The organism is Gemmata sp. SH-PL17 (genome assembly GCF_001610855.1).
Classification (GTDB): domain Bacteria; phylum Planctomycetota; class Planctomycetia; order Gemmatales; family Gemmataceae; genus Gemmata; species Gemmata massiliana.
The window spans coordinates 6,567,998-6,593,987 of record NZ_CP011271.1; the positions used below are offsets into that span (position 1 = coordinate 6,567,998).

20 protein-coding genes and 1 pseudogene are annotated in these 25,990 nt (G+C 63.7%); 12 read left to right on the forward strand and 9 right to left on the reverse strand.

The annotated features are described in order from the left end of the window. The first annotated feature begins 3 nt into the window (after positions 1-3). Both VT84_RS27085 and VT84_RS27090 read left to right on the forward strand, forming a co-directional pair. Entirely contained in the window at positions 4-876 is an 873-nt protein-coding gene (locus VT84_RS27085) for a hypothetical protein (RefSeq protein ID WP_157469863.1), read from the forward strand. A 268-nt stretch (positions 877-1,144) separates the two neighbouring features. Beyond that, entirely contained in the window at positions 1,145-1,822 is a 678-nt protein-coding gene (locus tag VT84_RS27090; RefSeq protein ID WP_082841694.1) for an SMI1/KNR4 family protein, read from the forward strand. A 53-nt stretch (positions 1,823-1,875) separates the two neighbouring features. Here the strand turns inward: VT84_RS27090 and VT84_RS27095 are convergent, their stop codons facing one another. Then, on the reverse strand, positions 1,876-3,468 hold the full coding sequence (locus tag VT84_RS27095) for a N,N-dimethylformamidase beta subunit family domain-containing protein (protein ID WP_082841695.1): 1,593 nt from the start codon (positions 3,466-3,468) through the stop codon (positions 1,876-1,878). Between the two features lie 159 nt (positions 3,469-3,627). Here VT84_RS27095 and VT84_RS27100 point away from each other — a divergent pair, with 159 nt between their 5' ends. Continuing rightward, the gene (locus VT84_RS27100; protein ID WP_239465482.1) at positions 3,628-3,957 is read left to right on the forward strand and encodes a helix-turn-helix domain-containing protein; all 330 of its coding nucleotides are present in this window, start codon (positions 3,628-3,630) and stop codon (positions 3,955-3,957) included. Positions 3,958-4,136: 179 nt separating this feature from the next. Here VT84_RS27100 and VT84_RS27105 read toward each other — a convergent pair whose 3' ends face one another. Together VT84_RS27105 and VT84_RS27110 are read right to left on the reverse strand one after the other, a co-directional pair. Continuing rightward, the gene (locus tag VT84_RS27105) at positions 4,137-5,171 is read right to left on the reverse strand and encodes an aldo/keto reductase (protein WP_082841696.1); all 1,035 of its coding nucleotides are present in this window, start codon (positions 5,169-5,171) and stop codon (positions 4,137-4,139) included. Positions 5,172-5,241: 70 nt separating this feature from the next. Next, entirely contained in the window at positions 5,242-5,940 is a 699-nt protein-coding gene (locus VT84_RS27110; protein WP_082841697.1) for a DUF2293 domain-containing protein, read from the reverse strand. A gap of 143 nt (positions 5,941-6,083) precedes the next feature. Between VT84_RS27110 and VT84_RS27115 the strand changes: the two genes are divergently transcribed. Then, positions 6,084-6,596 (forward strand): hypothetical protein, encoded by a 513-nt coding sequence (locus VT84_RS27115; RefSeq protein WP_082841698.1) that lies wholly within the window; start codon positions 6,084-6,086, stop codon positions 6,594-6,596. Between the two features lie 150 nt (positions 6,597-6,746). On the opposite strand, the gene VT84_RS27120 is transcribed toward VT84_RS27115, so the two are convergent. Further along, positions 6,747-9,155, reverse strand: coding sequence for a heavy metal translocating P-type ATPase (locus VT84_RS27120; RefSeq protein ID WP_082841699.1), 2,409 nt, complete (start codon positions 9,153-9,155; stop codon positions 6,747-6,749). A 97-nt stretch (positions 9,156-9,252) separates the two neighbouring features. Beyond that, positions 9,253-9,675, reverse strand: coding sequence for a heavy metal-responsive transcriptional regulator (locus VT84_RS27125; RefSeq protein WP_082841700.1), 423 nt, complete (start codon positions 9,673-9,675; stop codon positions 9,253-9,255). A 687-nt stretch (positions 9,676-10,362) separates the two neighbouring features. Here VT84_RS27125 and glgB point away from each other — a divergent pair. From glgB to VT84_RS27150, 5 genes are all read left to right on the forward strand, one after another. Next, positions 10,363-12,336 (forward strand): 1,4-alpha-glucan branching protein GlgB, encoded by a 1,974-nt coding sequence (glgB, locus tag VT84_RS27130; RefSeq protein ID WP_082841701.1) that lies wholly within the window; start codon positions 10,363-10,365, stop codon positions 12,334-12,336. 25 nt (positions 12,337-12,361) lie between these two features. Continuing rightward, the gene (locus tag VT84_RS27135; RefSeq protein WP_082841702.1) at positions 12,362-13,057 is read left to right on the forward strand and encodes a DUF1559 domain-containing protein; all 696 of its coding nucleotides are present in this window, start codon (positions 12,362-12,364) and stop codon (positions 13,055-13,057) included. A 188-nt stretch (positions 13,058-13,245) separates the two neighbouring features. Then, complete coding sequence (locus tag VT84_RS27140; RefSeq protein ID WP_157469867.1) at positions 13,246-13,947, forward strand: DUF1559 domain-containing protein; 702 nt, start codon at positions 13,246-13,248, stop codon at positions 13,945-13,947. Positions 13,948-14,033: 86 nt separating this feature from the next. Next, positions 14,034-14,633 carry a hypothetical protein gene (locus VT84_RS27145; RefSeq protein ID WP_082841704.1) on the forward strand — a complete coding sequence of 200 codons (600 nt, stop codon included), beginning with the start codon at positions 14,034-14,036 and terminating at the stop codon, positions 14,631-14,633. Positions 14,634-15,061: 428 nt separating this feature from the next. Continuing rightward, positions 15,062-15,292 carry a hypothetical protein gene (locus tag VT84_RS27150; RefSeq protein WP_204249845.1) on the forward strand — a complete coding sequence of 77 codons (231 nt, stop codon included), beginning with the start codon at positions 15,062-15,064 and terminating at the stop codon, positions 15,290-15,292. A gap of 163 nt (positions 15,293-15,455) precedes the next feature. On the opposite strand, the pseudogene ggt reads toward VT84_RS27150, so the two are convergent. Together ggt and VT84_RS27160 are read right to left on the reverse strand one after the other, a co-directional pair. Next, positions 15,456-17,164 (reverse strand): annotated as a pseudogene (gene ggt / locus VT84_RS27155) (gamma-glutamyltransferase). 60 nt (positions 17,165-17,224) lie between these two features. Continuing rightward, positions 17,225-20,257: a PVC-type heme-binding CxxCH protein gene (locus VT84_RS27160; RefSeq protein ID WP_082841706.1), complete on the reverse strand. Its 3,033-nt coding sequence runs from the start codon at positions 20,255-20,257 to the stop codon at positions 17,225-17,227. 92 nt (positions 20,258-20,349) lie between these two features. Here VT84_RS27160 and VT84_RS27165 point away from each other — a divergent pair, with 92 nt between their 5' ends. From VT84_RS27165 to VT84_RS38935, 3 genes are all read left to right on the forward strand, one after another. Further along, positions 20,350-21,204: a phytanoyl-CoA dioxygenase family protein gene (locus VT84_RS27165; RefSeq protein ID WP_082841707.1), complete on the forward strand. Its 855-nt coding sequence runs from the start codon at positions 20,350-20,352 to the stop codon at positions 21,202-21,204. 49 nt (positions 21,205-21,253) lie between these two features. Beyond that, positions 21,254-21,760, forward strand: a complete 507-nt coding sequence (locus VT84_RS27170) for a hypothetical protein (protein WP_052555737.1) — start codon at positions 21,254-21,256, stop codon at positions 21,758-21,760. A gap of 204 nt (positions 21,761-21,964) precedes the next feature. Then, a complete protein-coding gene (locus VT84_RS38935) occupies positions 21,965-22,468 on the forward strand; it encodes a hypothetical protein (protein ID WP_157469869.1) in 504 nt (167 codons plus the stop codon). A 512-nt stretch (positions 22,469-22,980) separates the two neighbouring features. Here VT84_RS38935 and VT84_RS27175 read toward each other — a convergent pair. Together VT84_RS27175 and VT84_RS27180 are read right to left on the reverse strand one after the other, a co-directional pair. Continuing rightward, positions 22,981-24,297, reverse strand: a complete 1,317-nt coding sequence (locus VT84_RS27175) for a YXWGXW repeat-containing protein (RefSeq protein WP_082841708.1) — start codon at positions 24,295-24,297, stop codon at positions 22,981-22,983. Between the two features lie 402 nt (positions 24,298-24,699). Then, positions 24,700-25,899, reverse strand: a complete 1,200-nt coding sequence (locus tag VT84_RS27180; protein WP_082841709.1) for an inositol-3-phosphate synthase — start codon at positions 25,897-25,899, stop codon at positions 24,700-24,702. Positions 25,900-25,990 lie beyond the last annotated feature (91 nt).

Below are 25,990 nucleotides of genomic sequence, written 5' to 3' on the forward strand. Positions count from 1 at the left end.
TACTTGAACCGGCTCGGGATGGAGTTCAGTTGGTCGGTGAAGCTCGGGGTGCTGGCGTACCTGTTCCTCGCGCTGAAGTTCGTGCTCATCGCGTACTACGCGACCGACATCGACGCCCACCGCGCCGCGTACCTCACGGCCGTGCTCGCGCTCTTCGCGTTCGCCGCGCTCGCCGCGACCGTGGACGTGTGGCAGCGCCGAACCGCACGCGAGTGGCGCAAAGCACTCCGCGTGCCGCCGGTGTTCCTGCTCGCGCTGGCCACGTTCGGCGCGTGTACGATCCTGGTCGCGTGGACGCGGCCCGTGGGTGCTGTGGTCGCGGGGGCGTTTGTTGCCCTGGTGCTGGTGCTGTCCGTTATCAGTCGGGCGTGGCGCAGTACCGAGTTCCGGTTCGAGGCGTTCGAGTTCGCGGACAAGGTGACCGAGCACGAGTGGGAGCGCCTGATGGCGGCCGATCTGCCGATCCTGGTGCCGCTCCGACCAGGCAAGCACGACCTCCGGGCGCGGGAGATCGAGGTCCGCACGCGGCACCGCATCCCCGGTACGCTGCCGATCATGTTCGTGTTGGCGGAAGTGGCCGACCCGAGCGATTTCAACCAGCGCCCGCTGGTGCGGATCGCGCGCGAAGAGGGGCGCGTGGTGATCCACATCACGCGCTGTTGCTCGGTGGCGCACGCGGTGGCCGCGTGCGCGCTCGAACTCGCGAAAACGGGCGGCGTGCCGGAGGTCCACTTCGGCTGGTCGGTCGAGAACCCGGTGACGGCGAACCTGCACTTCGTGCTGTTCGGGATCGGTAACGTGCCGTGGATGGTGTACACGCTGATTCGCCGCGCCGATGTGCCGGACGATCGTAAGCCACACGTCATTGTGGCGTAGCGAACGGGACGGCGCGTGTTATAGCCAAGGGCATCGAATCATTGAATGTTCTTCTGTTGCCGGCCTCCGCGCCCCCGGGAAGTCACTGGTAGTGACTTCCCGGGGCGCGGAGGCGGTGCGACTGGTGGAATCGTTCAAGTCTTGCTCAACTCTCTTTTGCCAAGCGGAGAAGTGGCGCACTGACCTCCGGTGAGTGGACCGGGGCGCCGTAACCTTTGTGGAGATTGCTCGGCCGAGTGAATCAGCAGTTCGTCCACGGGAGTGCGAAGTGGATTATCCGAGTCTCTTGAAAACGGTCTTTGGCCACTTGGACGAACTGGGGATACCTTACCAAGCCGCTTCCGGTGAACCGGCCACCGACGAAGCACTGGCGTCTGCCGAAGCCGCAATGAAGATCCGCTTGCCGGCCGAACTTCGAGAGTTTTATCAAACTGTCGGGGACGGGTTCTCATTCTTCTGGGAGTCTGACTCCGGCGACCCCAAGACGCCGTGGGGAAGCCTCCCGGTCCCGTCGCTATCGTCCCTCGTTAAAATGTACACCGGCTGGCGGAGGCTCGTGCTTTACTCCCCCGAGCGAGCCGAGGAGTACGGCTTCCCTCATACGAAAGACTCCGCCCTGGCAAAACACACCGCGGCCCGGATGTGGCACTGGCTACCGATTATCGCGGAGGAGAACGGCGACGCGATTTGCCTGGACTTGGGCGCCCCCGGGTGCCCGGTCGTCTTCGACCAGCACGACTGGATGGACGGAGGTTCGGGCGATAACGGGCACCCACTCGGCGCGAACTGGCGGGACTTCCTGATCGGTTGGGGCAGTGTGTGCTTCCAGCTCCCCAAAGACCCGTACTGGCCGTGGTGTTTCCGACCGGGCGGCGTGGCCTGGGACGGTGAGCACTTCCACAGCCGCTTCCGTGTGGCTGAACTGGCCAAACTCCACACCGCCTAACCACGGTGACGTGGCCAAACCGTTTACAGCAGGCTGTGCTCTGCAAGACTGGTTTACGACAGAAACCGACGGAGCACGTTCTCGGTGATGCGCGAAACGGTTTCATCCACCGGCAGCGACGCGACGAAGTTGATCGAGCCGACGGAGAACACCTCGCCGCCCGAGGGCGTGTTAAAGGTGAGCATGTCGGCGCCGCCGTTGTCGGGGTTGAGCCCTCGCGCGATGACTTGCGCGTTGTTCGGTGAGTGCGGCGACGCCTTGTCCGTTTCGTGCCCGGACGCACCACCCGGGCAACGCATGTGTAAACACTTCTCGCCGAACGTGTCGCCGGTCTTCAGGCCCGTACCCGCAAAGGCCCAATGCGATGCGTCCAGCACGCGGTACGGCGCGCCGGTCATGGCGCCCGCGGGGGTGAACACGCAGCCCAAGAGATTCGCTTCGGATTCGTGGCGCATCGCGTAGCGGCTCTCGTACCCGCCCAGGCCCGCGACATCCAATCCCGCGATCGTTCCGTTATGGTGAAGTACGGCCCCTGTGGGGAGCAGCTCCACCGCGCAGTTCAGCCCGTTGCCACCGAGGTATACGAGCCGCCCGCCTTCCTCGAACACCCACCGCTTCACGCGCGCGTACATGCGCGGCGTCCAATATTCGGGGTGAACCGCGAGCACAAGAACGCGGTACTGCGACAGATCGAGCGTGCCGTCGTCGAGCTGCGTTTCGGCGAAGTAGTCGTAAGCGAACCCCTGCCGTTCGAGCCAACCGAGGAGCCGCCATTCCGCCGGCGCGAGGTGGCACGCTTGTCGGCCCCCGATCGGGTCCGTGATCTGCTCCGCGAAGTCGATGTGGTTGAACGGTTCGGGCCGGTCGAACGAGAGCGGCGGGTACTGATCCGCGCCCCACGTAAAGAACCCCGAGTCGGAGTAACGCTTCAGTTCCGCGCGGGCATTGATCGTGGGCGTTGGGGGGAGGCCGTCCGCGTGGATGTAGTTACTGCGCCCGCCGAAGTTGTTGTAAGCGTTCCAGGTGAAGTTCGACGCGAGCACCGCCATCTTCGCGGTGGGGCGCGCCGGTGCGACGATCCACGGGAAGCTGAATTGCCGTCCGCTCGCGGTCGAGGCCCGAAAGTAGTACAGCCCGCTCCGCGCCGGCCCCGCGACGTGCTGCGAATGCACCGAGTTCGCGTAGCCGACCTTGTTCCACTCCGCGCCGGTCTGCGTGTAATCGCCGTCGGGTGTAATTTGCATCACGGCACGCGGACCGTGTTCGTCGTGCCAGCCGAGCGCCCGCACGAACTCGGGCCGCCAACCGTATCGCCACAGTTCGAGCTTGTACGGCTCGATCGAGTGAACGCGGAACTCGGACGGTTCCCCGCTACGTACCCACTTCGGCCAGGCATACCCGAGCAACCCGTCGGAGAGCAGCCGGAAGTGGTGCGGTGTGGGGCCGGGCACCGTGACTCGGCTGAACTTCGCGCCGTACCCCGACTTTTGAAGCACCACGCGGTACTTGTCGGGCGGCAAATCGAGGTGAACCGCCCCGGACGCGCGCGACCGCACGTCCCACGACTCGCCCGAGGCGCCGATGAACTCCAGTACCACATCGGGCAGCGCAACGAACCGCTCGTCGCTGACGTAACCGATCAGCATGGGCGTCTCCGAACGTATTGAGGCAGTGAAGAGTTTTGACAGGATTAACAGGATCAACAAGATCAAGCAAAGAAACTTGTCAGGCCCCAATAGACCGCATTCACGATAGGTGCGAATTCGTAGTGTAGGTGTACGAACCTGCCCCTCGTGGATGCCCCGATGATCGCGCGTCTGGACCACCTGCGAAAGCACCCGATCGTGTTTGAGCACCTGACGGGGTTGCCCGTAGCGGTGTTCGACGCGCTGGCTGCGGACCTGGTTCCGGCGGTCGAGGCGGGGCACCGCAAGAGTCTCGAGCGACCCGACCGACAGCGGGCCGTCGGTGGGTGCGACAACTTCGACCTGTGCACCGCGGACCAACTGCTGTTGACCGTCATTGGGTTGCGCCGGAACCCGACCAACGAGGTGCTCGGGTTCCTGTTCGGGGTGTCCGACTCGACGGCCCGCCGGGTGCGGCCCCGGTGCGCGCCGGTACTGGAGCGAGCCTAACCACTACCAAGCGCGTAGGGTAGACCAGTGCACCCCTGATGCCTCATGAGCCAAAATCATTCTCGTGTCTGATCCGCGTTATCGGCGTGATCCGCGGCTCTGTTCTCTGCCTTTCGATCACCGTCTTGATCCGTGCTTTCTGTGTTCATCCGTGGCGGATTTCGGCTTTCCTTCGCCCCTTACCCGACCGGCGACGGGTTGCGTTCGACGAACCCGCGCTGGTGCCAGTAGGGGTACGCGAGTGTCACCGCACTGGCCGCGTCGAGCTTGGCGACCTGGGCCGGGGTCAGGTTCCAGCCCACTGCACCGAGGTTGTCGCGCAGTTGTTGTTCGTCGCGTGCGCCGATGATGACGGTCGCCACCGTGGGGCGCTGGAGCAACCAGTTGAGCGCGACTTGCGGGACCGTCTTGCCCGTCTCCTTCGCCACCACGTCGAGTGCGTCCACGACCTTGTACACGTACTCGTCGTCGACCGGCGGTCCCTTCTCGTTGCTGATCTGGCTGTTCAAGCGGCTCGTCTTTGGGAGTGCCTGCCCGCGACGCATCTTGCCTGTGAGTCGGCCCCACCCGAGCGGGCTCCACACCACTGCCCCGACGCCCTGGTCGATCCCGAGCGGCATCAGTTCCCACTCGTAGTCGCGCCCCACCAGCGAATAGTACGCTTGGTGCGCGACGTACCGCGACCAGCCGTAGCAGTCTGAAGTGGCCAGCGATTTCATCAGGTGCCAGCCAGAGAAGTTCGAGCACCCGATGTAGCGGATCTTCCCGGCGCGAACCAAGTCGTCGAGCGCCGAGAGCGTTTCTTCCACCGGCGTGGTCGCGTCGAAGCCGTGCATCTGGTAGAGGTCGATGTAATCGGTGCCCAGGCGCTTCAGTTGCGCTTCGCACGAGCGGATGAGGTGGAACCGGGACGAGCCGACGTTGTTCGGGCCATCGCCGAACCGGAACGTGGCCTTCGTGGAGATGAGCACCTTGTCGCGCCGGCCCTTGATCGCGGCCCCGAGCACTTCTTCCGCCAAACCGTTCGAGTAGATATCGGCCGAGTCGAACATCGTCAGCCCGGCGTCAAGGCACACGTCGATGAGGTGCGATGCGCCTTTCGCATCGGTGTCGCCCCACGCCTTGAAGAACTCATTGCCCCCGCCGAACGTCCCGGTGCCCAGGCTGAGTACCGGAACTTTGAACCCCGACCGGCCCAACTGACGGTATTCCATCGCGTCCTCGACGTGCAGTGAATTCGGGCGACACTCTGCACGCCGTTATACTCGAATCCGCACCCGAAGCTTACGCGGCGCCGGATTGTGGCGGCTCGCCCAGCGCCTTTCGGAGCGGGCAGTTGTCCGGAGCGGGTTCGCCCTTGCGGTAGCGGTCGAGCAATTCCTGTGACCGGCGCGCGAGCATGCGCCGAATCTCCCGGCGCTTCCCCTTCACGCGCGGGATGGTCATGGAATCGTAAGCGGTTGTCTGGTGCCGCATCCATGCGATGACGGCGGCCTCGGCACGCTGCTCCACGGGGATTCGCGTGGTGCGCGCGACGGTCCCGCTCCCGACGGGCGTGGCGTGGTCGGCCACCGCACGTGCAAGTCGGTCGGCGAGGTCCGCGTGCAGCGCGGGGAACTTCAGAAATGCGCGAACCGCGAGCCAGAACTCCTCGACGTACTCGGTCTGGGCCTTTTCGCGGCGCCCGGCGTCGGCCTTCTTGCGGCGCGCGTAGGTTTCCGTGGAGCGCTCGGCTTCGAGTTCGGTTTTCAGTGACTCAACGGTCGCGGCCGGCGCCCAAACTCCGCGCGAGAACACTTTCCGCCCCCGCTTCTCCGCGACGGACCAGCTCTCACCCGCGGCACGGATTCGGCGCGTGAGTCCAGCGTCCCCAGGTAGCACGAGTACCCAGCCTTCGGGGACTGTGCGAACCGTACCGTCGGGTGCACGCACCGAGTTCGGGGTCGGTCCGGGAGTGAATGTGGGAGTGTTATCTGTGCGCATTGGGACAATATCGGCCGAACGGCGCAGAGGGCTTCAATCAACTCGCGCGTTGGCTCCGTGTCTATCGGCTGAAAGAGTGCGACGCGAATCGCCGTAATGACGGTGGCACCAATGAAACAACACCAACTCGTGAGGGCGAAGCGATGAAGCGCATTCTGCGGAAGCTCGGCGTGATGAACAAGAACAAGCTCGGGAGCTGGAAGCGGTTCAACAATCTGGTAACCACGACCCGCGACCTCATCGCGTTTCACGGGGATAACCGACCACCGGCAATGATCCTTCAAGCCGGGGGGCTGCACCGCTACATATCCAGCCCAACCAGCACGAAACCCACAATCATGGACGGTGGCGGGACGAAGAACACCGTGACTACCACGACACAAGTGGATGTAGCGGCGAACTACGCGACCCGGGGCGGGGCCGCGCACCCGACCGCTGTCACCGGGGGCGGCTGGCCCCGGTACATCTACGCCGTATTCATCCGCGCCGGCGACGGGATCTATTTGCCGGACGCGCTCCCGGAAGACGATATCGCGCTACCCGGGGTCATCACCACGGCCAACATCAATACTCACGAGGTACTGACCCTCGACGTCCCCATCGCTCAGGTGATCGGGTGGCGCGGAGTGGCCCAATCGCGAAACGGCGGGGGCTGAGTTGCGACGCGGGGAGTTTCTTGGCCAACCACCTGTTCAACCGAACGCTCTTCCCCGGCACCGCGGACGGGGCCGCCCTCCAGCAACTGAACATTCTGAAGACGGCCAGTCCGCTCCCGGTAGCCCAAACTGTCTGACGGTCCGTGTCAGTTACAATTTGACCGCCCGTAACCGGAGCGCGTTCGCGATCACGGACACGGAACTCAGGCTCATCGCTGCGGCTGCAATCATTGGGTTCAGGAGAAGCCCGAACACCGGGTACAGGGCGCCGGCCGCGACCGGAACGCCGAGCAGGTTATAGGCGAACGCGAACATCAGGTTTTGCCGAATGTTCCGCATCATGGCCGCGCTCAGAGTTCGCGCCTTCGCGATGCCCCGCAGGTCACCTTTCACCAGCGTCACCCCGGCCGATTCCATCGCCACATCGGTGCCGGTGCCCATCGCGATGCCCACGTCCGCTGTCGCCAGAGCCGGGGCGTCGTTCACCCCGTCACCGGCCATCGCGACTACGCGCCCTTCAGCGCGGAGCCGGCGAACCGCTTCGACTTTCTGCTCCGGGAGAACGTCGGCAATCACCTCATCGATCCCGAGCTTCTTCGCGACCGCGTCGGCGGTAGTGCGGTTGTCCCCGGTTAGCATGACCACCCGAACGCCCGCCGCGTGCAGGGTTTTCACCGCGTCGGGCGTTGTGGCTTTGATGGGATCGGCCACACCAATGGCACCGGCCACTTGCCCATCCACTGCGACGAACACGACCGTTTGCCCGTCGCGGCGCAGATCTTCGGCCCGCGTCGCGAAACTGCCCAGATCGCGAATCCCTTCCGCTTCCATCATCGCCCGATTACCGAGCGCGACGCGCCGATCCGCAACGCGGCCCCGCACGCCCTTCCCAGCCACCGACTCGAAACCCTCGACCGCGGCCGGCGTGACGACACGGTCTTGCGCGCCCTTCAGGATCGCTGCGGCGAGCGGGTGCTCGCTCCCGCGTTCCAGCCCGGCCGCGAGCCGCAGGAGTTCAATTTCGGTGAACTCGCGTGCGGGGAGTAGCGTGACCAGCCGCGGTTTGCCTTCGGTGAGGGTGCCGGTCTTGTCCACTACCACCGTGTCCACTTTCTCCATGCGTTCCAGAACATCGGCCGAACGGATCAGCACGCCGGCCGAAGCCCCGCGCCCGACACCGACCGTGACCGACATCGGGGCTGCCAGCCCGAGTGCGCACGGGCACGCGATGATGAGTACCGCGACGGCGTTCACGAGGGCATAAGTCAGGGCCGGTTGCGGGCCGAACAGTGCCCACAGCGCAAACGTGACGATCGCGCACCCGACGACCGCCGGAACGAACCACGCGGCCACGCGGTCGGCGAGTTTCTGCACCGGTGCGCGGCTCCGTTGTGCTTCGCCCACCAGCCGAACAATACGCGCAAGAACTGTTCCACCGCCCACTTCGGTCGCGGCCATCACGAACGACCCGGTGGTGTTCACGGTTCCGCCGGTCACTGTGTCGCTGGGCTGTTTCGGCACCGGGATCGGCTCGCCCGTGAGCATCGATTCGTCCACCACGCCCGAGCCTTCGGCCACGGTCCCGTCCACGGGAACCTTTTCACCGGGGCGCACGCGCAGTTTGTCGCCGACGTGAACGTGACTGAGCGGAACGTCCTCCTCCGCGCCGTTCGGGCTGATGCGCCGGGCGGTAGCGGGAGCGAGAGCCAGGAGCGCCCGAATCGCGGCACCGGTGCTGCGTCGGGCGCGGAGTTCGAGTACCTGTCCCAGCAACACGAGTGTCACAATGACGGCAGCGGCCTCGAAGTACGTCGGGATCGTACCGTGAGCGTCGGTGAATTCGGTCGGGAACACGTCCGCAGCCAGGGTCGCAACCGCGCTGTACACCCAGGCCGCGCTGGTGCCCAGCACAATGAGCGTGAACATGTTCGCGGACCGGTGACGCAGTGCTTGCGCCGCCCGCACGAAGAACGGCCACCCGGCCCAGAACACGACCGGCGTGGACAGCACGAACCCGATCCAGTTCGCGGCCAGCATCAGGCCGTGTGGTAAATGCACCCCCGGAATCATCGGGAGCATCGCGAGGACGAACACGGGAAGCGTGAGCACGCCCGCGATCACGAACCGCCGGCGCATGTCGCGCAGTTCCGAATCGTCCTCTTCGCCCGCTTGCGGGATCATCGGCTCCAGCGCCATCCCGCACTTGGGACAGGTACCGGGGCCGTCGTTCACCACCTCGGGGTGCATCGGACAGGTGTACTTTGCGGTCCCCGTCGGGTCCGTTGGTGCGGGTGAGTGCTGATGCGCGGTCTTCGCCCCACCACAGCACGAGTGCGCTTCGGGAGCGTGCGTGGAAGTCGTGTACCGGACGGGATCGGCCTCGAACTTCACGAGGCAGTGCCGGCTGCAAAAGTGGTACGTCGTGCCCGCATGAGTGGCGGAACCGGCCGCCGTGGATGGGTCGACGGTCATTCCGCACACGGGATCGACCGCCGATTCCGCTACGAGCGACAAAGAAAACGAGGGGCGTTTCTCGCTGTTATGGTCGTGGGGGTTCATGGCGCGTTACTCCGAACGGATCGTGTCTCACCGTTCAAAGTTTACAGCCCGTACCTAAGTACGGAGTCAAGTAGGAGGTGAGGGGAAAGTGACGATTTCACACAGAATCACTTACCGTGTCTCGCGTTTGGGCGATTGCAGTAATGATCGGGCAGCCGCCCGCCGGCCCCGATCCGTGGCAGGTCGCGACGAGCTGCGTGAGCGCCTCGCGCATCGCTTCCAGGTCGCGGATGCGCTGGTCGATGTCGGCCAGCTTCGCCACCGCCTTCGCCCGCACGTCCTGGCGGTCGGCGCCCGGGTCGTCGCGCAGCGCGAGCAGTTCCTTGATGTCTTTGAGTTGGAACCCGAGGAGCTGGGCGCGGCGAATGAACTCCACCCGCTCGACAGTACACTCCGGGTACTGGCGGTACCCGGACGCGCGCCGAGCGGGTTCGGGCAACAGCCCCTCGCGCTCGTAGAACCGGAGCGTCTCCACTCCGACCCCGGCCCGTTTCGCGACTTGTCCGCTCGTAAGTGTCATGGGTGTTACTCCGATGAACACATTTTACGCCCGGACTCGTGCCATGAGGGAGAACAGGGCAGGCATCGGCCATAGAAGGCCGAGAACAGAGCCGCGGATCACGCCGATAACGCGGATCCGACACGAAAAGAATGCATACTTGATTTTTAGCCCCGATAGGGGCGAAAGCGAGTAGCCAGGGGTGGAGCGAAGCGCAACCCCTGGCGGGCTCCCGCGAACCCCGACGTTTCGTTTTCGATGCGATCCGCTCCCGCGAACCCCGACATTTCGTTTTCGCGCGATCCGCTCCCGCGCACTCACCTTGTCGAACCTGGCGGGCTCCCGCGAACCCCGACGTTTTGGTTTGGAGATCTCCGGCGTTCTGAGATTTCCAGTATTTTGAAGTGCGCTCGTTACGACGAATCGCGCCAGGGGTTGCGCGCGTTGCTTCACCCCTGGCTACACGCCTGCGCCCCTACCGGGGCTACAAAACACTGCTGTCTGATCCCCGTAATCTGCGTGATCCGCGGTTCTGTTCTCCGCCCTCAGTTCTCTGCAACTCTTTTCCGATCTTCGCCTGCGCGCGGCACAATCGTTGCAACGACTGCACTTCTTACCTTGAAGCGCGCCCGCGCGACTGGCGGTTGGGCCGCGAATCCGGTACTTCTTCCTTATCTCCTCACACTCTCAATCGTGCTAGGGTCATCAATGAGTCACGCCGGCGAAACGTCCAAGTTCCTGCCGTTCGGCTCGGACCCCGCGCCCGCAGCGCCCAATCCCTCTGCTCCCGGCGAGTACGGCTGGTTCGGTCCGCAGGACATGTACCTCTTTAACGAGGGCAGTCACCTCCGGCTCTACGACAAACTCGGTTCGCACCCCGCGACCGTGAACGGGGCGAGCGGGTACCACTTCTCGGTGTGGGCGCCGAACGCGGACTACGTCAGCGTGGTCGGCGACTTCAACGGGTGGGACCGCGGGAAGAACCCGCTGCGCGCCGTGGGTTCGTCGGGCGTGTGGGGCGGGTTCATCGCGGGTGTGAAGACGGGTTCCTGTTACAAGTACCACGTCGCCGCGCCCGGCGGGTTCATCGCCGAGAAGACGGACCCGTTCGCGTTCACCTGCGAGATCCCGCCGAAGGCCGCCGCGGTGACCTGGGATCTGGGCTACCAGTGGAGCGACGCCGACTGGATGGCGAAGCGCAAGTCGAAGGGCGCGCACGACAAACCGGTGAGCATTTACGAAGTCCACCTCGGGTCGTGGATGCGCGAGGCCGACCCGCCGTACCACTCGCTGAACTACCGCGACATCGCCCCGAAGCTCGCGGCGTACTGCCAGGACATGGGGTTCACGCACGTCGAACTGCTGCCGATCACGGAGCACCCGTTCTTCGCGTCGTGGGGGTACCAGACGACCGGGTACTTCGCCGCGACCAGTCGGTACGGGACGCCGCAAGACCTGATGTTTCTCGTGGACACGTTGCACCAGCACGGCGTCGCGGTGATCCTCGACTGGGTGCCAAGCCACTTCGCGACCGACGCCTGGGCGCTGTCGCGGTTCGACGGGACCGCCCTCTTCGAGCACGCGGACGCCAAACAGGGGTTCCACCCGGACTGGGGCAGCTACGTCTTCAACTACAGCCGGCACGAGGTGCGCAGCTTCCTGCTCTCGTCCGCGATGTTCTGGCTCGACAAGTACCACATCGACGGGCTGCGGGTCGACGCGGTCGCGTCCATGCTGTACCTGGACTACTCGCGCAAGGCGGGCGAGTGGGTGCCGAACCAATACGGCGGGCGCGAGAACATCGACGCGGTGAACTTCCTGCGCCGGTTCAACGAGGAAGTGTACAAGCACTTCCCGGACGTGCAGACGTTCGCGGAGGAATCGACCGCGTGGCCGATGGTGTCGCGCCCCACTTACGTCGGCGGGCTCGGATTCGGGTACAAGTGGGACATGGGCTGGATGCACGACACGCTCAAGTACTTCATGATGGACCCGGTCCACCGGAAGCACCACCAGAACGACCTCACGTTCCGCATGCTCTACGCCTACAACGAGAGCTTCGTGATGCCACTCTCGCACGACGAGGTGGTGCAGGGCAAGGGGCCGCTCTGGGACAAGATGGCCGGCGACGAGTGGCAGAAGTACGCGGGCATGCGCCTCCTCTTCGCCTACCAGTGGGGCATGACCGGCAAGAAGCTCATCTTCATGGGCGACGAGATCGCCCAGCGCCAGGAGTGGCGGCACGACCAGAGCATCGACTGGCACCTTTTGAAATTCACCCCTCACAAGGGTGTGCAGGGGGTGGTGCGCGACCTGAACAAGCTGTACGCGGCCGAACCCGCGCTGCACGAACTGGACAACCAGCCCGGCGGGTTCGAGTGGATCGACTGCACCGACGCCGCGAACAGCGTCATCTCCTGCATGCGCAAGGGGAAGGGCGACGACATCATCGTCATCGTTTACAACTTCACGCCGATCCCGCGCCACAACTACCGCGTGGGCGTGCCGGGGCCGGGTGCGTGGACCGAAGTGCTGAACACGGATGCCGGGGTGTACGGCGGGAGCAACGTCGGAAACTCGGGTAGCGTGTACGCGGAGTTCCAGCCGCTGCACGGCCAAAAATATTCCGTGTCGCTGAATCTGCCTCCGTTGGGCGCCGTCTTCTTCAAGGGGAAACTGTAGCCCGACTCGCACTCGGAGGTTCGCAATGCCCGCAAGATCCCTCGCCCTGGTGCTCGTATTCCTTGGGGGCGTGGTAGGTTGGTCCGCGCCGGCGCCCGATGAGCCGACGCCGAAGGAACTCGAAGCGGCGCTACAGAACCTCAAGCAAATCGGGCTCGGGTTCCACGGGTACAGCGACTCACACGAATTCCAGTGGGTCGATGACATCACCGACAAGGACGGTCGGGCGCTGCTGAGCTGGCGCGTGGCGCTGCTGCCGTACCTCGACGCGGAGGATCTGTACAAGGAGTTCAAACTCGACGAGCCCTGGGACAGCGCCCACAACAAGAAGCTCGTCGCGAAGATGCCCAAGATTTACGCCCCCGTCCGCGTGAAGGCGAAGGCCGGTGAAACCTTCTACCAGCGGTTCGTCGGGAAGGGGGCGCTCTTCAACGAGAAGGGATCGAGCTACAAACTCAACGCGGTCCCGGACGGCCTATCTAACACGGCGCTGGTCGTTGAGGCGGGCGATCCGGTGATTTGGTCGAAGCCCGACGACCTCCCATTTGGCGCCAAACAACCGCTACCCAAACTCGGCGGGCTGTTCGGCGGTTCGTTCCACGTCCTGCTCGGCGACGGCTCCGTTTTCCGCGTCAAAAAAGACTTCGACGTAGACGAAATGAAGAAAGTCATCATGCCCGATGACGCCCAACCCGTCGACACGCGGAAACTCCAGAAGTGAGTCACAGGAAAGTTATTGACAGGATGAACAGGATTTAGAAAACAGTACGCAATACCGGTATCACGAAACCTGGGTGCCTGTTTTAAATCCGGTCAATCCTGTTAATCCTGTCAAAACTCTTTTCTGGCACGGGCTGTTCGCGCGGGTCTGTGAATCGTCGCAGTACATCTCCTTCACAACCGAGGTTCATGATGCGCACGTTCTGGTTACGCGCGATCGCGTTGGCGCTGATCGCGGGAGTATTCGCGGTGCGGCCGATGGCGGCCGGCGAGCCGACCAAGAAGGAACTGGAGACCTCGCAGAACAACCTGAAACAGATCATGCTCGCGGTCATCAACAGCTCCGACGCGAACAACGGCCGGATGCCGATGAACATCACGGACAAGGACGGCCGACCGCTGCTGAGTTGGCGCGTCGCGATCCTGCCGTACATCGAGCAAGACAACCTCTACAAGGCGTTCAAGCTCGATGAACCGTGGGACAGCGACCACAACAAGAAACTCATCGAGAAGATGCCGAAGCTCTACGCGCCGGTGCGCGTGAAGGCGAAGGCCGGCGAAACCTTCTACCAGACGTTCTTCGGGGAGGGCGCGCTGTACGGCTCGAAAAACGCGCCCACGTTTCCGGCCAGCATCACGGACGGCACCGTGAACACGGTGTTCGTGGTGGAAGCGGGTGATCCGGTGATCTGGTCCCGGCCGGTCGACCTGCCGTTCGCCGAGAAGCGCCCGCTCCCGAAGCTCGGCGGGCTGTTCGACGGTGACTTCCATGTCGGCATGTGCGACGGGTCCGTGATGCGCTTCAAGAAGGACTACGACCTGGACGAAATGATCAAAGCTATCATGCCGGCCGACGGCAATGTGATCGACTTCGGGAAACTCACGAAGTGACCGGCTGAACCAAATTGCAACGGTCACAACGTTCGGGGATGATAAATCCGCCCAAATCATCAGGAGCGCAGGCTCCGGAGGCGGACGTGTCGCACTCGTTCCGGATCGCCGGTGTCGTACTGCTCGCGGTAGTGGGTGGTGTGGTCACGCACCGGGCCGATCAAGCGTGGCTGGCCGGCCCGGATTGGTTGGTCGGGTGCGGACTTGCTTCCGCTGCGCCCGTTCCGAAGCCACTTCCCCCGACCGCCGAAGAAGTGCAGAAGCGGTTGTTCGGCACCTGCTGGTACGAGATCGGTAAGGTCGTGGCCGGGAAGAAAGATCCCGACGGACCGCTCGGTTGGAAGTTCGGGGCGGGCGAGGTAGAGAACTGGCAGATTACGGGTGAGTTGGTGACCGGCCGAATGTTCGGTGGGGCCACGATCGACATATCCCGGGACGTGTGGCGGATGGACATCCTCAGTCGGGGGGAGCGGGGGCGCGTGGCCGTTCTGCCGACGATTTTCAAGTTCGAGGGGGACACGCTCGTTTGGGTCACCGAGTTCCCCGGTGACGGGTGGTGCCATCAGGTGGACCCGACCGGGAACTACAAGGGCCGGCCGAACGGATTTGAATCGACCAAGCAGAACCGCTACGCGGTCCATCGACTGAAGCCGTGCGAGTACCTGCGAACAACTCCACCCAAGTGACCGATGATCGAAGCGGATTGGATCTTTGATTGGCGAACTTGCGAGTTCAGCACGAACGAATTAGAGAGGTGGGAATGGAATCGCGGAGCACGTAAGCGCCGCCTCTTTGTTATCGCTTGTTACCTCGAACTCCTGCCGCTGCTGGTGGATGAGCGGAGCCGGGCTGCTATTGATGCGGCCGAGCGACACGCTGACGGGTTACTCACAGATGCGGAATTACAAACCGCACGTGGGATAGCAGAGTTCGCTGCGTGGGAGGCAGAGAATAGCGACGAGTTCAGCGACAAGGAACGTGCGGCGATGGCCGTATTGCCGTGGGTTGCGGTCTCAAATGGTGAACTGATGGACCCGAACTTCAATCCAACGGGATATGCCTTGGATCTAATGGAGGGTGAAAAACAGGTGTTCAGTGGAAATTGTGGCTTGATGTGTACGGGCCACGCGAACCGGTCAAATTCTCCCCTTCGTGGCACACTCCCACCGCGATCGCACTCGCATCCCAAATGTACGAGTCGCGTGATTTCTCCGCGATGCCCATTCTGGCTGATGCGCTCCAGGACGCGGGCTGTGATTGCACCGACATTCTGAGCCACTGCCGCGGTCCCGGGCCACACGTTCGTGGGTGCTGGGTCGTCGATTTGGTGCTGGGCAAAGAGTAGTCGCGCGAAGACGATTCACCGCAGAGGGCGCGGAGAGCGCAGAGAAGAGGCACGAGCGGCCGTGATTCGTTCGGCTTTGCTTCTTCTCCGCGCCCTCTCGTGCCCTCTGCGGTGAAAAACTCTTCGCGCGCTCTGCGATGAACAGCTCCGCACCGCGACGCACTCAATATCCCACCGCGGCGCCGTCTTTACGTGATTCGCTGCCCCGTGCAGCACGCCGGTCTTCGGGTCGATCAGGATGCCCTGGTAACCGCCGCTGTTCACCTTCACTCGCTCCACGACGTGCCCGCGGCGCTCCAGTTCTTTGACCACTTCGTCGGGAATCCCGATCTCGGCTTTGATCGTGCCGCCCTTCGGTTTCTCCGCGGTGCCGGTCGGAGTCGCACTGCCGACGTGCTCCACGCGCGGCGCTTCGCCGGCGGCCTGCACGTTCATGCCGAAGTCGATGAGGTTCACGAGCACCTGCGCGTGGCCCTGCGGCTGCATGTCGCCGCCCATCACGCCGAACGTGAACCACGGTTTGCCGCCCTTCGTCACCATCGCCGGGATGATCGTGTGGAACGGGCGCTTGCCCGGTTCGAGCTTGTTCGCGTGGGCCTCGTCGAGCGCGAACAGGCACCCGCGGTTCTGGATGCCGAACCCCGTGCCCGGCGCGGACAGCCCCGAGCCGAAGCCGCTGTAGTTGCTCTGGATCAGCGACACGCAGTTGCGGTCCTTGTCCACCACCGTGAGGTAAATCGTTTCCGACGTGCTGAGCTTCGGGTCGCCCGCGGGGACGTTGGTGAGCGCGTGCTTCGGGTCGAGGAGCTTGGCGCGCGTCGCGGCGTACTCCTTGGAGACGAGTTCGGTCACAGGTACCTTCGCGAACACGGGGTCGGCGTAGAACTTCGCCCGGTCCGCGAACGCGAGTTTCTTCGCCTCGACGAGCAGGTGCCAGTAATCGGCCGATTCCGGCCCCATCTTCTTGAGGTCGTGCGGTTCGAGCAGGTTCAGCATCTGGAGCGCGGCGATGCCCTGACCGGGCGGCGGGAGTTCCCACACGTCGTACCCGCGGTACGTCGTTTTGACCGGGTCGACCCACTCGGACTTATGGTCGGCGAAGTCCTTCAGTGCGAAGAGCCCGCCGACTTTATCTGAGAGCGCGACCAGTTGTTCCGCGATCGGCCCCTTGTAATAAGCATCGCGCCCGTTTTCCGCAATGAGCGTGTACGAGCGCGCGAGAGCCGGGTTCTTGAACACCTCGCCCGCGTTCGGAGAGCGGAGCTGGGCGCCATCGCGGATCAGGAACGTTTCGCGCATCCCCGGGTCGCGCATCTTGTTGACCGACTTCCAGTGCCCAGCGATCACCTCCGGCACCGGCACGCCCCTCTCGGCGTAACCGATGCTCGGCGCGAGCAACTCCTTGAAGCTCTTGGTGCCGAACTTCTGGCGCAACTGGTCCCAGCCGTCCACGCACCCGGGCACGGACCACGACAGCGGCCCAGACGTGGGGATGTCCGTCAGCTGCTTGTCTCGGAAGTACGCGAGTGTGGCCCGGCCCGGGGCGCGCCCGCTCGCGTTCAGGCCGTAGAGTTTCTGCGTCTTCGCGTCCCAGACGATCGCGTAGAGGTCGCCGCCGATGCCACAGGAGGTCGGCTCCATGAGGCCCATCGCGGCGTTGGTCGCGATCGCGGCGTCCACCGCGTTGCCGCCGTTTTTCAGCACGTCGAGCCCGATTTGGGCCGCGAGCGGGTGGCTCGTTGCGACCATCCCGTTAGCCGCAACAGTTTCCGAACGTCCGGCTTTACCGGCTTGTGGGGTCGGGCGCTCGGCGGGGAGTAACGGCGTTATGGTGAGCGCGAGAACGGTGGCAGCGAGAACGCGCGTGAGCATAGAGTGGGTAGGGGTCAGAGTGGCGCGGTGCGTATCGGATGCGCACCGCGCGGGAACGGGCTACTTCTTGGGAACCGGTACTTGTTCCTTCGCACGCAGGTACGCGATCAGGTCGCGCACCTCGTCGGGCTTCATCGCGTCGAACAGGCCCTCGGGCATGATCGACAGTGCCGTTTGCTTGCGCGCGACGATGTCCGCGACCGGGACGGTGAGCGTGTCGTTCACGGTGCGCACGGTGACCGCGTCCTTCGTTTCGCGCAGCACGATCCCGCTCACCACGCGGTCGTCGGCGAGGACAAAGTTCACCATCCGGTACTCGTTCGGCACCACCGCGCTGGGGTCGAGGACGTTTTCGAGCACGTAGTCGAGGTTCGAGCGCTGCGACCCGGTCAGTTCCGGCCCCACCGCCTGCCCCTCGCCGAACATCTTGTGGCACGACGCACAGTTCTTCGTGAACAGCGCCCGACCGTTGGCGACATCGGCCTTTTTGACCGTGTCCTCAGTGAGCACGTCCTTCCACTTCTTCATCAGGGCCGCGCGCTCTTTCGCGACCGGGGTGATTTTCCCCCACACTTTTTCCAGCCGTTCAGAGAGTGCCTTGTCGTTGAGCGCGAGCACTTGCCGGGCCGTCACTACCGGAACATCCGCGCGCGGAATCGTGCCCTTCTCGACGGAGTCGAGGAGTTCCTTCGCGAAGCCGACGCGCGCGGCGAGCGTTTGCACCGCGTCGGCCTTCTCCTCGGGCGTGAGCTTCGGGTACGCCTTGATGAGCGCGGCCGGCGTACCGGCGTCGGGGAAGCTCGCGAGCGCGCGAATCGCAGTGCCGCGGAGGGCTGCGTCATCAAGGAGGTTTTGCAGCGCCTTCGCGAAGTCGGGGAGCTTCCGCGGCGCGAGCAGTTCGACCGCGGCTCGGCGCTCGTCGGGCTTCGCGCTCGTGTCGGTGACGCGCTTCAGGAGTGTCGCGATCGCGTCCTTGTCGCCGAACAGGACGGAGAGCGCCTCGACCTCGCGCGTCACCTCACCTGTTGCTTGCTTCAGTATCTGCTTGCGGGCCTCGGGCCAGTTGGCCGGCAGCTTGACGTTTTGCCGCCCGGAAAGCACGTCGCGCATCGCGGCCAGCGTTTCACGGGTCAGACCGGGCGGGCTAATGATGGACGGAAACGTGAGCGGCTGGTTGACGTTACTGAGCAGCTCGATGAGCCGGGGCACTTCACGGTTCATCTGGTCGTCCGGCCCGCTCAACAGCAGGCGCACCACGCTCCGCCAGATGAGCGGGCTGCTGGTCTCGCACATGGTCGTGACCAGTTGCCCGTCATCCAGAGGGATAGCCAAGTCGTCTGCAAGGCGGTACCAGACCGCCAGCGCCAGTTGCGGTGCCGACTTCGCCGTCAGCTTCTCGGCCAGAATTTTGGCACACCCCCGCGCACGCGACGCCCCCGCGTCCGTCCGTCCGGCCTGAGCGATCGCCGCGGTGACGTTTAACAAGACGAACTCAGAGCGTTCTCCCTCCAGTGCGTTGAGGAGCGGGACGATTGACTCCGCTCCCCGGGGGCCGTCGCAGGCGAGCCCACAGCGGAAGCCCCACGAGCGGAGGGACACGTCGTCGGTCGCGACGAGCACGGCCGCGTCTTCCAGGTTCGCGCGTCCCGTTGCCACGAGCGCCCACAGCGCCCGCAGTCGCTTCGGAACCTCCTTCTCGTCCTTCAGGATCTTCCGCAGTGCGTCCGGAGTTGCTTTCTCCAGCTTCCCGGCCGCGGCGCGCTCCTGAAGTACGCGACGGGCTTTCCGCACGAGCCAGTCGTTCGGCGACAGTTGTAGCTTTACCAGTTCCGCGTCGGTGAGTTTTGAGATGTCGGCTTTCAGTGGGTTCGCGTTCTTGTACACGACGCGGTAGATGCGCCCGTTGGTGGTGTCGGCCTTGTCGTAGTTGTGGCACTCGCCCGTGTCGCACCAGTCGCTGACGTACAGCCCGCCCTCGGGTCCGGTCTTCACGCAGATGCCGCGGAACCACGAGTCGTTCGCGAACAGGAAGTCCGGGCGCCGGACGCCCTTCATGCCGCTCGCCGTGCGTTCGAGTCCGTCGTTGTTGAGCCGGTTGCCGTGAATGTTCGCGGTGAACAGCGTGTTGCGGTACTCCTTCGGGAAGTTGTCCGCGAGGTAAATCGCCGCCCCGCTGTGCGCGTGCCCGCCGCCTGCGTCGGAGTGCTCGGGCTTCCCGCCCACGCCGGTGCCGCGCGAACTGGTCCAGTCGCCGCCGGCCCAGTGCTTGTAGTCCACGCAACTCTTCATCAGCCCGTAGGCGTGCGGGTTCGCGTCCTGGCCGTACATGCGCTGGTAGTGCCCGCCGGGGACGAAATGGAACAGGTGGTCGATCACGCAGTTCGTGATGAACAGTTCGCCGTGGTCGTCGAAGTCGAGGCCGAACGGGTTCGTGGTGCCGTGCGCGACCGCTTCAAACCGCTTGTTCGTGGGGTGGTAGCGCCACACGCCGCAATCGATGTAGGTGCGCTTGTCCTTCGGCGTGCCCGGCGCGCCGACCCACGCCTTCGCCTGGATGCCGTTGCAGCCGTAGAGCCAGCCGTCCGGCCCCCACACGAGCGAGTTGAAGATGTTGTGCTTCGTGTCGATCATGTTCCATCCGTCGAGCTTCACCTCCGGCTTGCCCGGCTTGTCGCCCTCAAGAATCGGGACGAACAGCAAGTTCGGCGACGAGCAGAGCCACACGCCCCCGAACCCGAGTTCGATGCCGGAGAGGTTCGATCCGTTGTCGAAGAACACGGTCTTCTTGTCGTGAACACCGTCGCCGTCCGTGTCTTCGAGGATGACGACGCGGTCCTTCCCCTTCCCGTCCTTCGACCAGATCGGGTAACTGAGGCACTCGACCACCCACATCCGCCCGCGGTCGTCGAACGTGAACGCGATGGGCTGCACCACGTCCGGTTCGCCCGCGAACAGCGTGACCTTGAAGCCGTCGGGCACGGTCATGGCCTTCGCCGCGTCCCGGGTCGGGATCGGTTTGTCGGCCGGGGGAAGATCGGCAGCGCTCGCGGACGCGGTCAGAAGGAGCGGGAGAGAAAGCAGAACTGTTCGCATGGTGTCAACTGGCGGGTTGGGGGAGGGCCGAATTTGGGATATGGTAACCGCAAGCGCGACGAGAATCGAACCCCTTTTGCCGGGAGCGAACAATGCCCGCGATCCTCTCCGATGCCGCGGCCCGCGAGTACCACGCCACAGGATTCCACCTCGCCCGCGGGTTCTTCGACGCGGAAGAGATCGATCTGCTGAAGCGCTCCGCGAAAGAAGACAACGAACTCGACAAGCGCTCGTTCGGGCGCGCCGACGGCGAGGGGGGCGTGGTGCGGTTGTCACTGTGGAACCACCCCGGCGACGGCATTTACGGCATGTTCGCCCGGTGCGAACGCATCGTGCGCAGTGCCGAGAAGCTACTCGGCGGCGAGGTGTACCACTACCACTCGAAAATGATCCTGAAGGACGCGAAGGTGGGCGGCGCGTGGGCGTGGCACCAGGACTACGGCTACTGGTACCAGAACGGTGTGCTCACCCCGAATCTCACCAGCGTGTTTATTGCGGTCGATCCCTGCACGAAAGAGAACGGCTGCCTGCAAGTGATCCGGAACTCGCACCACGCGGGGCGCATCAACCACGTTCTGACCGGCGAGCAGGCCGGCGCGGACCGGGAGCGCGTCGAGGAACTGCTGAAGCGCCCCGACCAGTTCCCGCTCGAATACGTTCTGATGGAACCCGGCGACGCGCTGTTCTTCCACTCGAACCTGCTACACCGCAGCGACCAGAACAAGAGCGATAACCCGCGCTGGGCGATGATCTGCTGTTACAACGCACGGGCCAACGACCCCTACAAGGAGAGCCACCACCCGCGCTACACCCCGCTCAGCGTGGTGCCGGACGCGGCCATTAAGCAGATCGGCGTGAAGCGGTTCGCGGAGAGTGGGAACGTGGCGTGGCTCGAAGACACGCGCGACAGCAGCGCGAAATCGCTGCTAAAAGAAGAAGCGTCCTGATCCGGCGAGATTTGTCGCGTGTGTCGTCGAATATTCGCGGAGGTGCCGCGTGCCACAATCGACCTCGAACCGCCCGCCGACGATCGCCGAAGCCTTTTTTCGCACCGGCTTCGGGTGCGTGTCGGCCATCGTTTTCAAGATCGTGATCGTCGTGATCGTCATTCTCGTGCTCGATTGGCGGAGCCAGGAGAAGAAGGCACGCCAAGAAACCGAACGCACGGCAACGAGCGAGACCGCGACCCGGCTCGCCGACGAGATCGCGAAAGACACCGACCCGAACGGTCGCTTCGTCCGCAAACCCGTCGGTCCACTGTCGGAAACAGATGCGTGGGGGCGGGCACTTCGCCTGAACTACCAGCCGGGCACACTATCCGACGGGTTAGAGGTGCGCTCGGCCGGACCCGATGGCGAGTGGAACACCCGCGACGACGTGGTCGTGACCCGCAGTTCAAAAATCAGTAACAAGGCGCTCGTTCGTGACGCGGCCGGTGGGCTGTTCGACGCCGCGAAAACCAAGTTGTGGGGCAAGAATTCGCCAGACACCGAGAAGAAGTGATTGCGCATTTCGGGCGGTCGCTTGTTCTTACGAAGCCGCGCTGCGGGAGGCCGCAATGAACGAGAATGCCGTTGGTGAGTGTGGCTGAGGTTGAATTTTAATTGCCGAAATCCTGCTAGCCAACTGTTCGAGCCAGTACTTGATTTTCCCCGTTGTTCCACGCGGGTAGTCCGAGTTACATAACCACCTGCCAGGAAGGTGTTGATGAGTGACGCGAAACATGGGGTGGATGAGGTGCTTGCTGCTCAGGCCGGTGTAGCTTGGCACGTGGGTGACAAACTTCACGCTGGCCGTCTCCTTTTTGAAGCGATCTCAATGGAATTGCGCCCGCAATGGGCGTCCGGCCTGCTCGACGATCTTCTTAGACGGAGCCGCGTGTGGCATGCGGCGTTGGCAACAGCAACTTACGTGGCTAGTCATCCAGAACAATGGGGTAAAGCACACTCAGTATTCTCGATGATTAGAAATATTGTTTTGGAATTAGATCGAATTCAGTCGAAGACAGACTCGCAGCAGCGGCTCCTTCGTCTACTTACGTTTGGTGAACTAGTCGCAAAAGTTACCTATAATTCCACTAGTCCAACCGATCCGTTCGATGCTGAGGCAGGGTGGAGCATCGCAGCTTGTTATAAAGATGTGTTAAATGATGTTATCGGCGAATATTCGTCGCAATTGGCTTGTAATTTTTTGCCCACGGTGAAGAGGTGATGGCGCGATAAGTGAGGCACACCCTGTGGTGTTTTATCATCCGTTCCAAAGGTGGACTTCCCAATCGTAACCCCGAGGGGCTGTCGTGCGGGAACTGGCACTCGTCGTCGGCACGATGGTGTTCGCAGGCTTCCATTTTTTCTGGTACGTCCGGGTCGTTGCGCTCTGGCTCTGGGAACTCAGGCGAGCGATTGGGCGTGGGCGCCGCCGGTTTATCTGCCCGCCGGCCTCATATTCGCCTCCCCACTTGGTGCGATTGGTACACTGCCCCTTTTGGCCGGCTCGTTGTTGGCCGGCTTCGCGGCCACTGAGTTACTCCTCGCTGGCCCAAGCCGTTCCATTTACCGTACCGGGCAGTGGCGGCTCTGGCTCTTCCTGTTGGACTGGGCGTGGATACCGGTCCCTACGCCCGTGAGTTGGATCTATCAGTGGACCGTGGTCTACTGATCGCTTCTTGCAAATTGGCACCGCGGGGCAAAGCGGCGCACGCATTTCCACATCTATTGCTCACCCTAATAACGACGGCCCCAGCCCGGATAAAACGGGGGCGAGCTACTCCGGTACTGCGTCGTTCCGGTCGTGACTGTTCCGCGACGCGACACGTGCTGGTATGACAGCGACACCGTGTTCGTGACGCGGGTTGGGCGCACCGCGGTGGCCGACACGACCGCGAACCCGCCCGGCGCGCACGCGACCCCGCTCGGCGTGAAGCCGCTCGCGGCGTGCGTGGCGTAGAGCGAGGGCGTGCCATTTGAAGAACCGGGGGCGTTTTGGTTCAATCGCACGTAGTGCAGCCAGAGCGGGTTCGTGTACCCGGGCGCCACGGAGTTCCACGGCCGGTAGGCGCTCGACCCGTAAAGATCGATGATCGGGCCGGCGAGTTCGGAGAGGGAGCCCCGCAGCGCGAACCCGACGCGCGCCGCCGCGTTGCTGCTGATCTGCGAGAAATTGCCGTAATAGTAGCTGTTGAAATTCGGCCCAATGTAGAGCGCGTCGAACGTCCCACCCTGGCCCCATTTTCCCTCAACTCCGAACGGGATCACGTACTCGGGCCGGTACGTCCACCCGCTTTTGGCTCGCTGGGCCTTTGAGAAGTACATCGGTACGTAGAGCAACCCTCGTTCTTCCAGCGCGAAATCCCAGTACCCCGACACGAACACGAAGCCGGTTTCGGTCGCTACGAACTGGCTCTGCTGCCAGATCACGCCTTCGCGGACCGGTGCCCAGTACCCGGGCTGCCACTCGAACCGCCCGTCCTTGCGTTCCCATATACCGGGAACCCACATCGCGTTCGGGTTCTCTTTCGCATCGGGAGCCTCGTCTTTGGGCGCGGGCGGTTCGGGCAGGTCCGCGAGGAGCGTTTTCGTTTCGCTCGGGCGCCAGTAACCGGGGAAGTAGGTCCACTCGGATTTGATTTCCTTCCAGTGCCCCGGTTCCCAGGTGCGTCCGGGCGGCACGTTGCGGTAGCAACCGCACACCCAGACGAAGTCGGCCCGGTCCGCGCCCCACTGCCACTGGCCCGGAATCCACCGCGCGATCGGGCTTTCAACTTTCACATTCGGTGGCACTTCGTCGATCGGTGGCGGCGGGACTTTGGGAGCGGTGATCCCGCGCCCGCGAACGCCGGCACTGGGCTGAGCAAAAGCTTCGTGAACTGGTCCGCGCTCGACAACCGTGACCGGCTGGGTCGCTGGGTCGACTTTTCTCTCGGGCTTCACGGGCGGAACGGGTAGCGGTAACGGTACTGGGTCTTGGGTGCGCCCGGACGACGTAAACGCGAATACGGCGCAGAGGGCCGTTGCTCGCGCGAAATGTGAGTGTGACATCATGCGGCAACTCCTACGGGCAGGTGCGAGGGTGCCGCTATGTCGTTACGTGGGAAGCATTTGTCTCGCCTGTGTGCGGAATGGTCTCTGAACCGGACCCGGCCCAGAAGTTCACCCCCGCGCCCGCCGTGGTCTTAAGAACGCACCCGCGGACAATACTTGCGTCAGAATCGGGATTTTTGCGGCAGATGTGTTGCTGATGGTTGTTTAATCGTCAAGTGCTGCTTGCTTGAGAGCTAATGACGTAGTGAATACAGCCACGGATGAACACAGATAACACGGATCAGACAAGAAGTAACGGTGACCGCACTCACTTTCGGTGAGCTGGAAGGGCTAGCTCTCAAATCCGTTTCTTGGTTTGATCCGTGTTATCTGTGTTCATCCGTGGCTGTATTCGGGCTGTATTCACCGCGCCGTCAGGTAGTCTTCCAGCATCTGGAACTGCTTGCCGAAGTCGTGCTCCGTGACTCCGACGGGGCTCTTGAAGAAGCACGCGGTGTGCGGCATCGGGCCGCTCTCGCCTCGGCGCTGTGCGAGGGCCGCGAGCCGGACGAGGTCGATCACGAGGGGGGCGGCGAGCAGCGAGTCGCACCCCTGCCACGTGAACTGCATCATCATCTTCGTTCCGAGGAACCCTTCAAAGTGAATGTGGTCCCAGGCGGTCTTCCAGTCGTCCAGCGACTCGATGTACTCGATGCTCACGTGCGACTGCGGCTTGTACCCGAGCAGCTCCGCGAGCAACAGATCCTTGCTCTTGACCTTGCTCGCCTTGTTGTCCGGGTCGTTGAGCACCTGCCCGTCGCGGTTGCCGAGGATGTTGTGCCCGACCCAACTGAGCACCCGGAGATTGCGCCGCGCGAACATCGGGGCCAGCACCGATTTGATGAGCGTTTCGCCGGTCTTGAGGTCTTGCCCCGCGTGCGGGACGCCGCGCTTGCGTGCGAGTTCCTCGATCGCGGGGAGTGTCGCGCCGCGGCTCGGCGTCATGTTCACGTAGGGCAAGCCGGCATCAATTGCGGCGAACGCATACACGCCGCTCGTGGGGAGTGCGGCGGGTGCGGGGCGATCTAGTGCAGGAACGAGCAACTCTAGCGACTTCTGTTCGTCGGTCGCTTCAAACGGCGGCTCGGTCGAGGCCGCGTTCACCACCACGACCTGATCGAGCTTGTTGGCCGCTTTAAACGCCTTGAGGTCGCCCTGGATCGCGTCGATGGCTTCGCGCGCGGTGTTGGCCCGGCGCATGTCGCCCCGATCGGCGAGTGCTGTAATCGCCGCGTTGGGGCGATACACCACGCCCGGTCGAATGTTCGCCGACCACGTTTCCAGATCGCCCACACAGGCCGCCAGCGTGCGCTCGTCGAACACGTTCGACCGCTCGTGCAGTTCGCGCGCGGCGGTAACGAAGTTCCCCTTCCGGATGTCGTGCCCGCCGAGAACGAACGCGGCCGGTTCGTCGAAGTCGTGCCCGCGGAATTGGGGAAGGGCGGTCACCATACCCGTTGTCGGGGTGTGCCCGCGCGCGAGCGCAGAAAGCCCCAGAGCGGTCGTGCTGGCGACGCCGCCACACGCACCAATTAACCACAATCCGACGCGCCGCTGGGCCATTGGAGAAAATGTCCGTCAAAGGTGGGAAGCGAGCGGTAGATCCATTCTACCGGAATTGTCGAGGGCGTGTGAGGGCGGGTCAAGTTCGCGT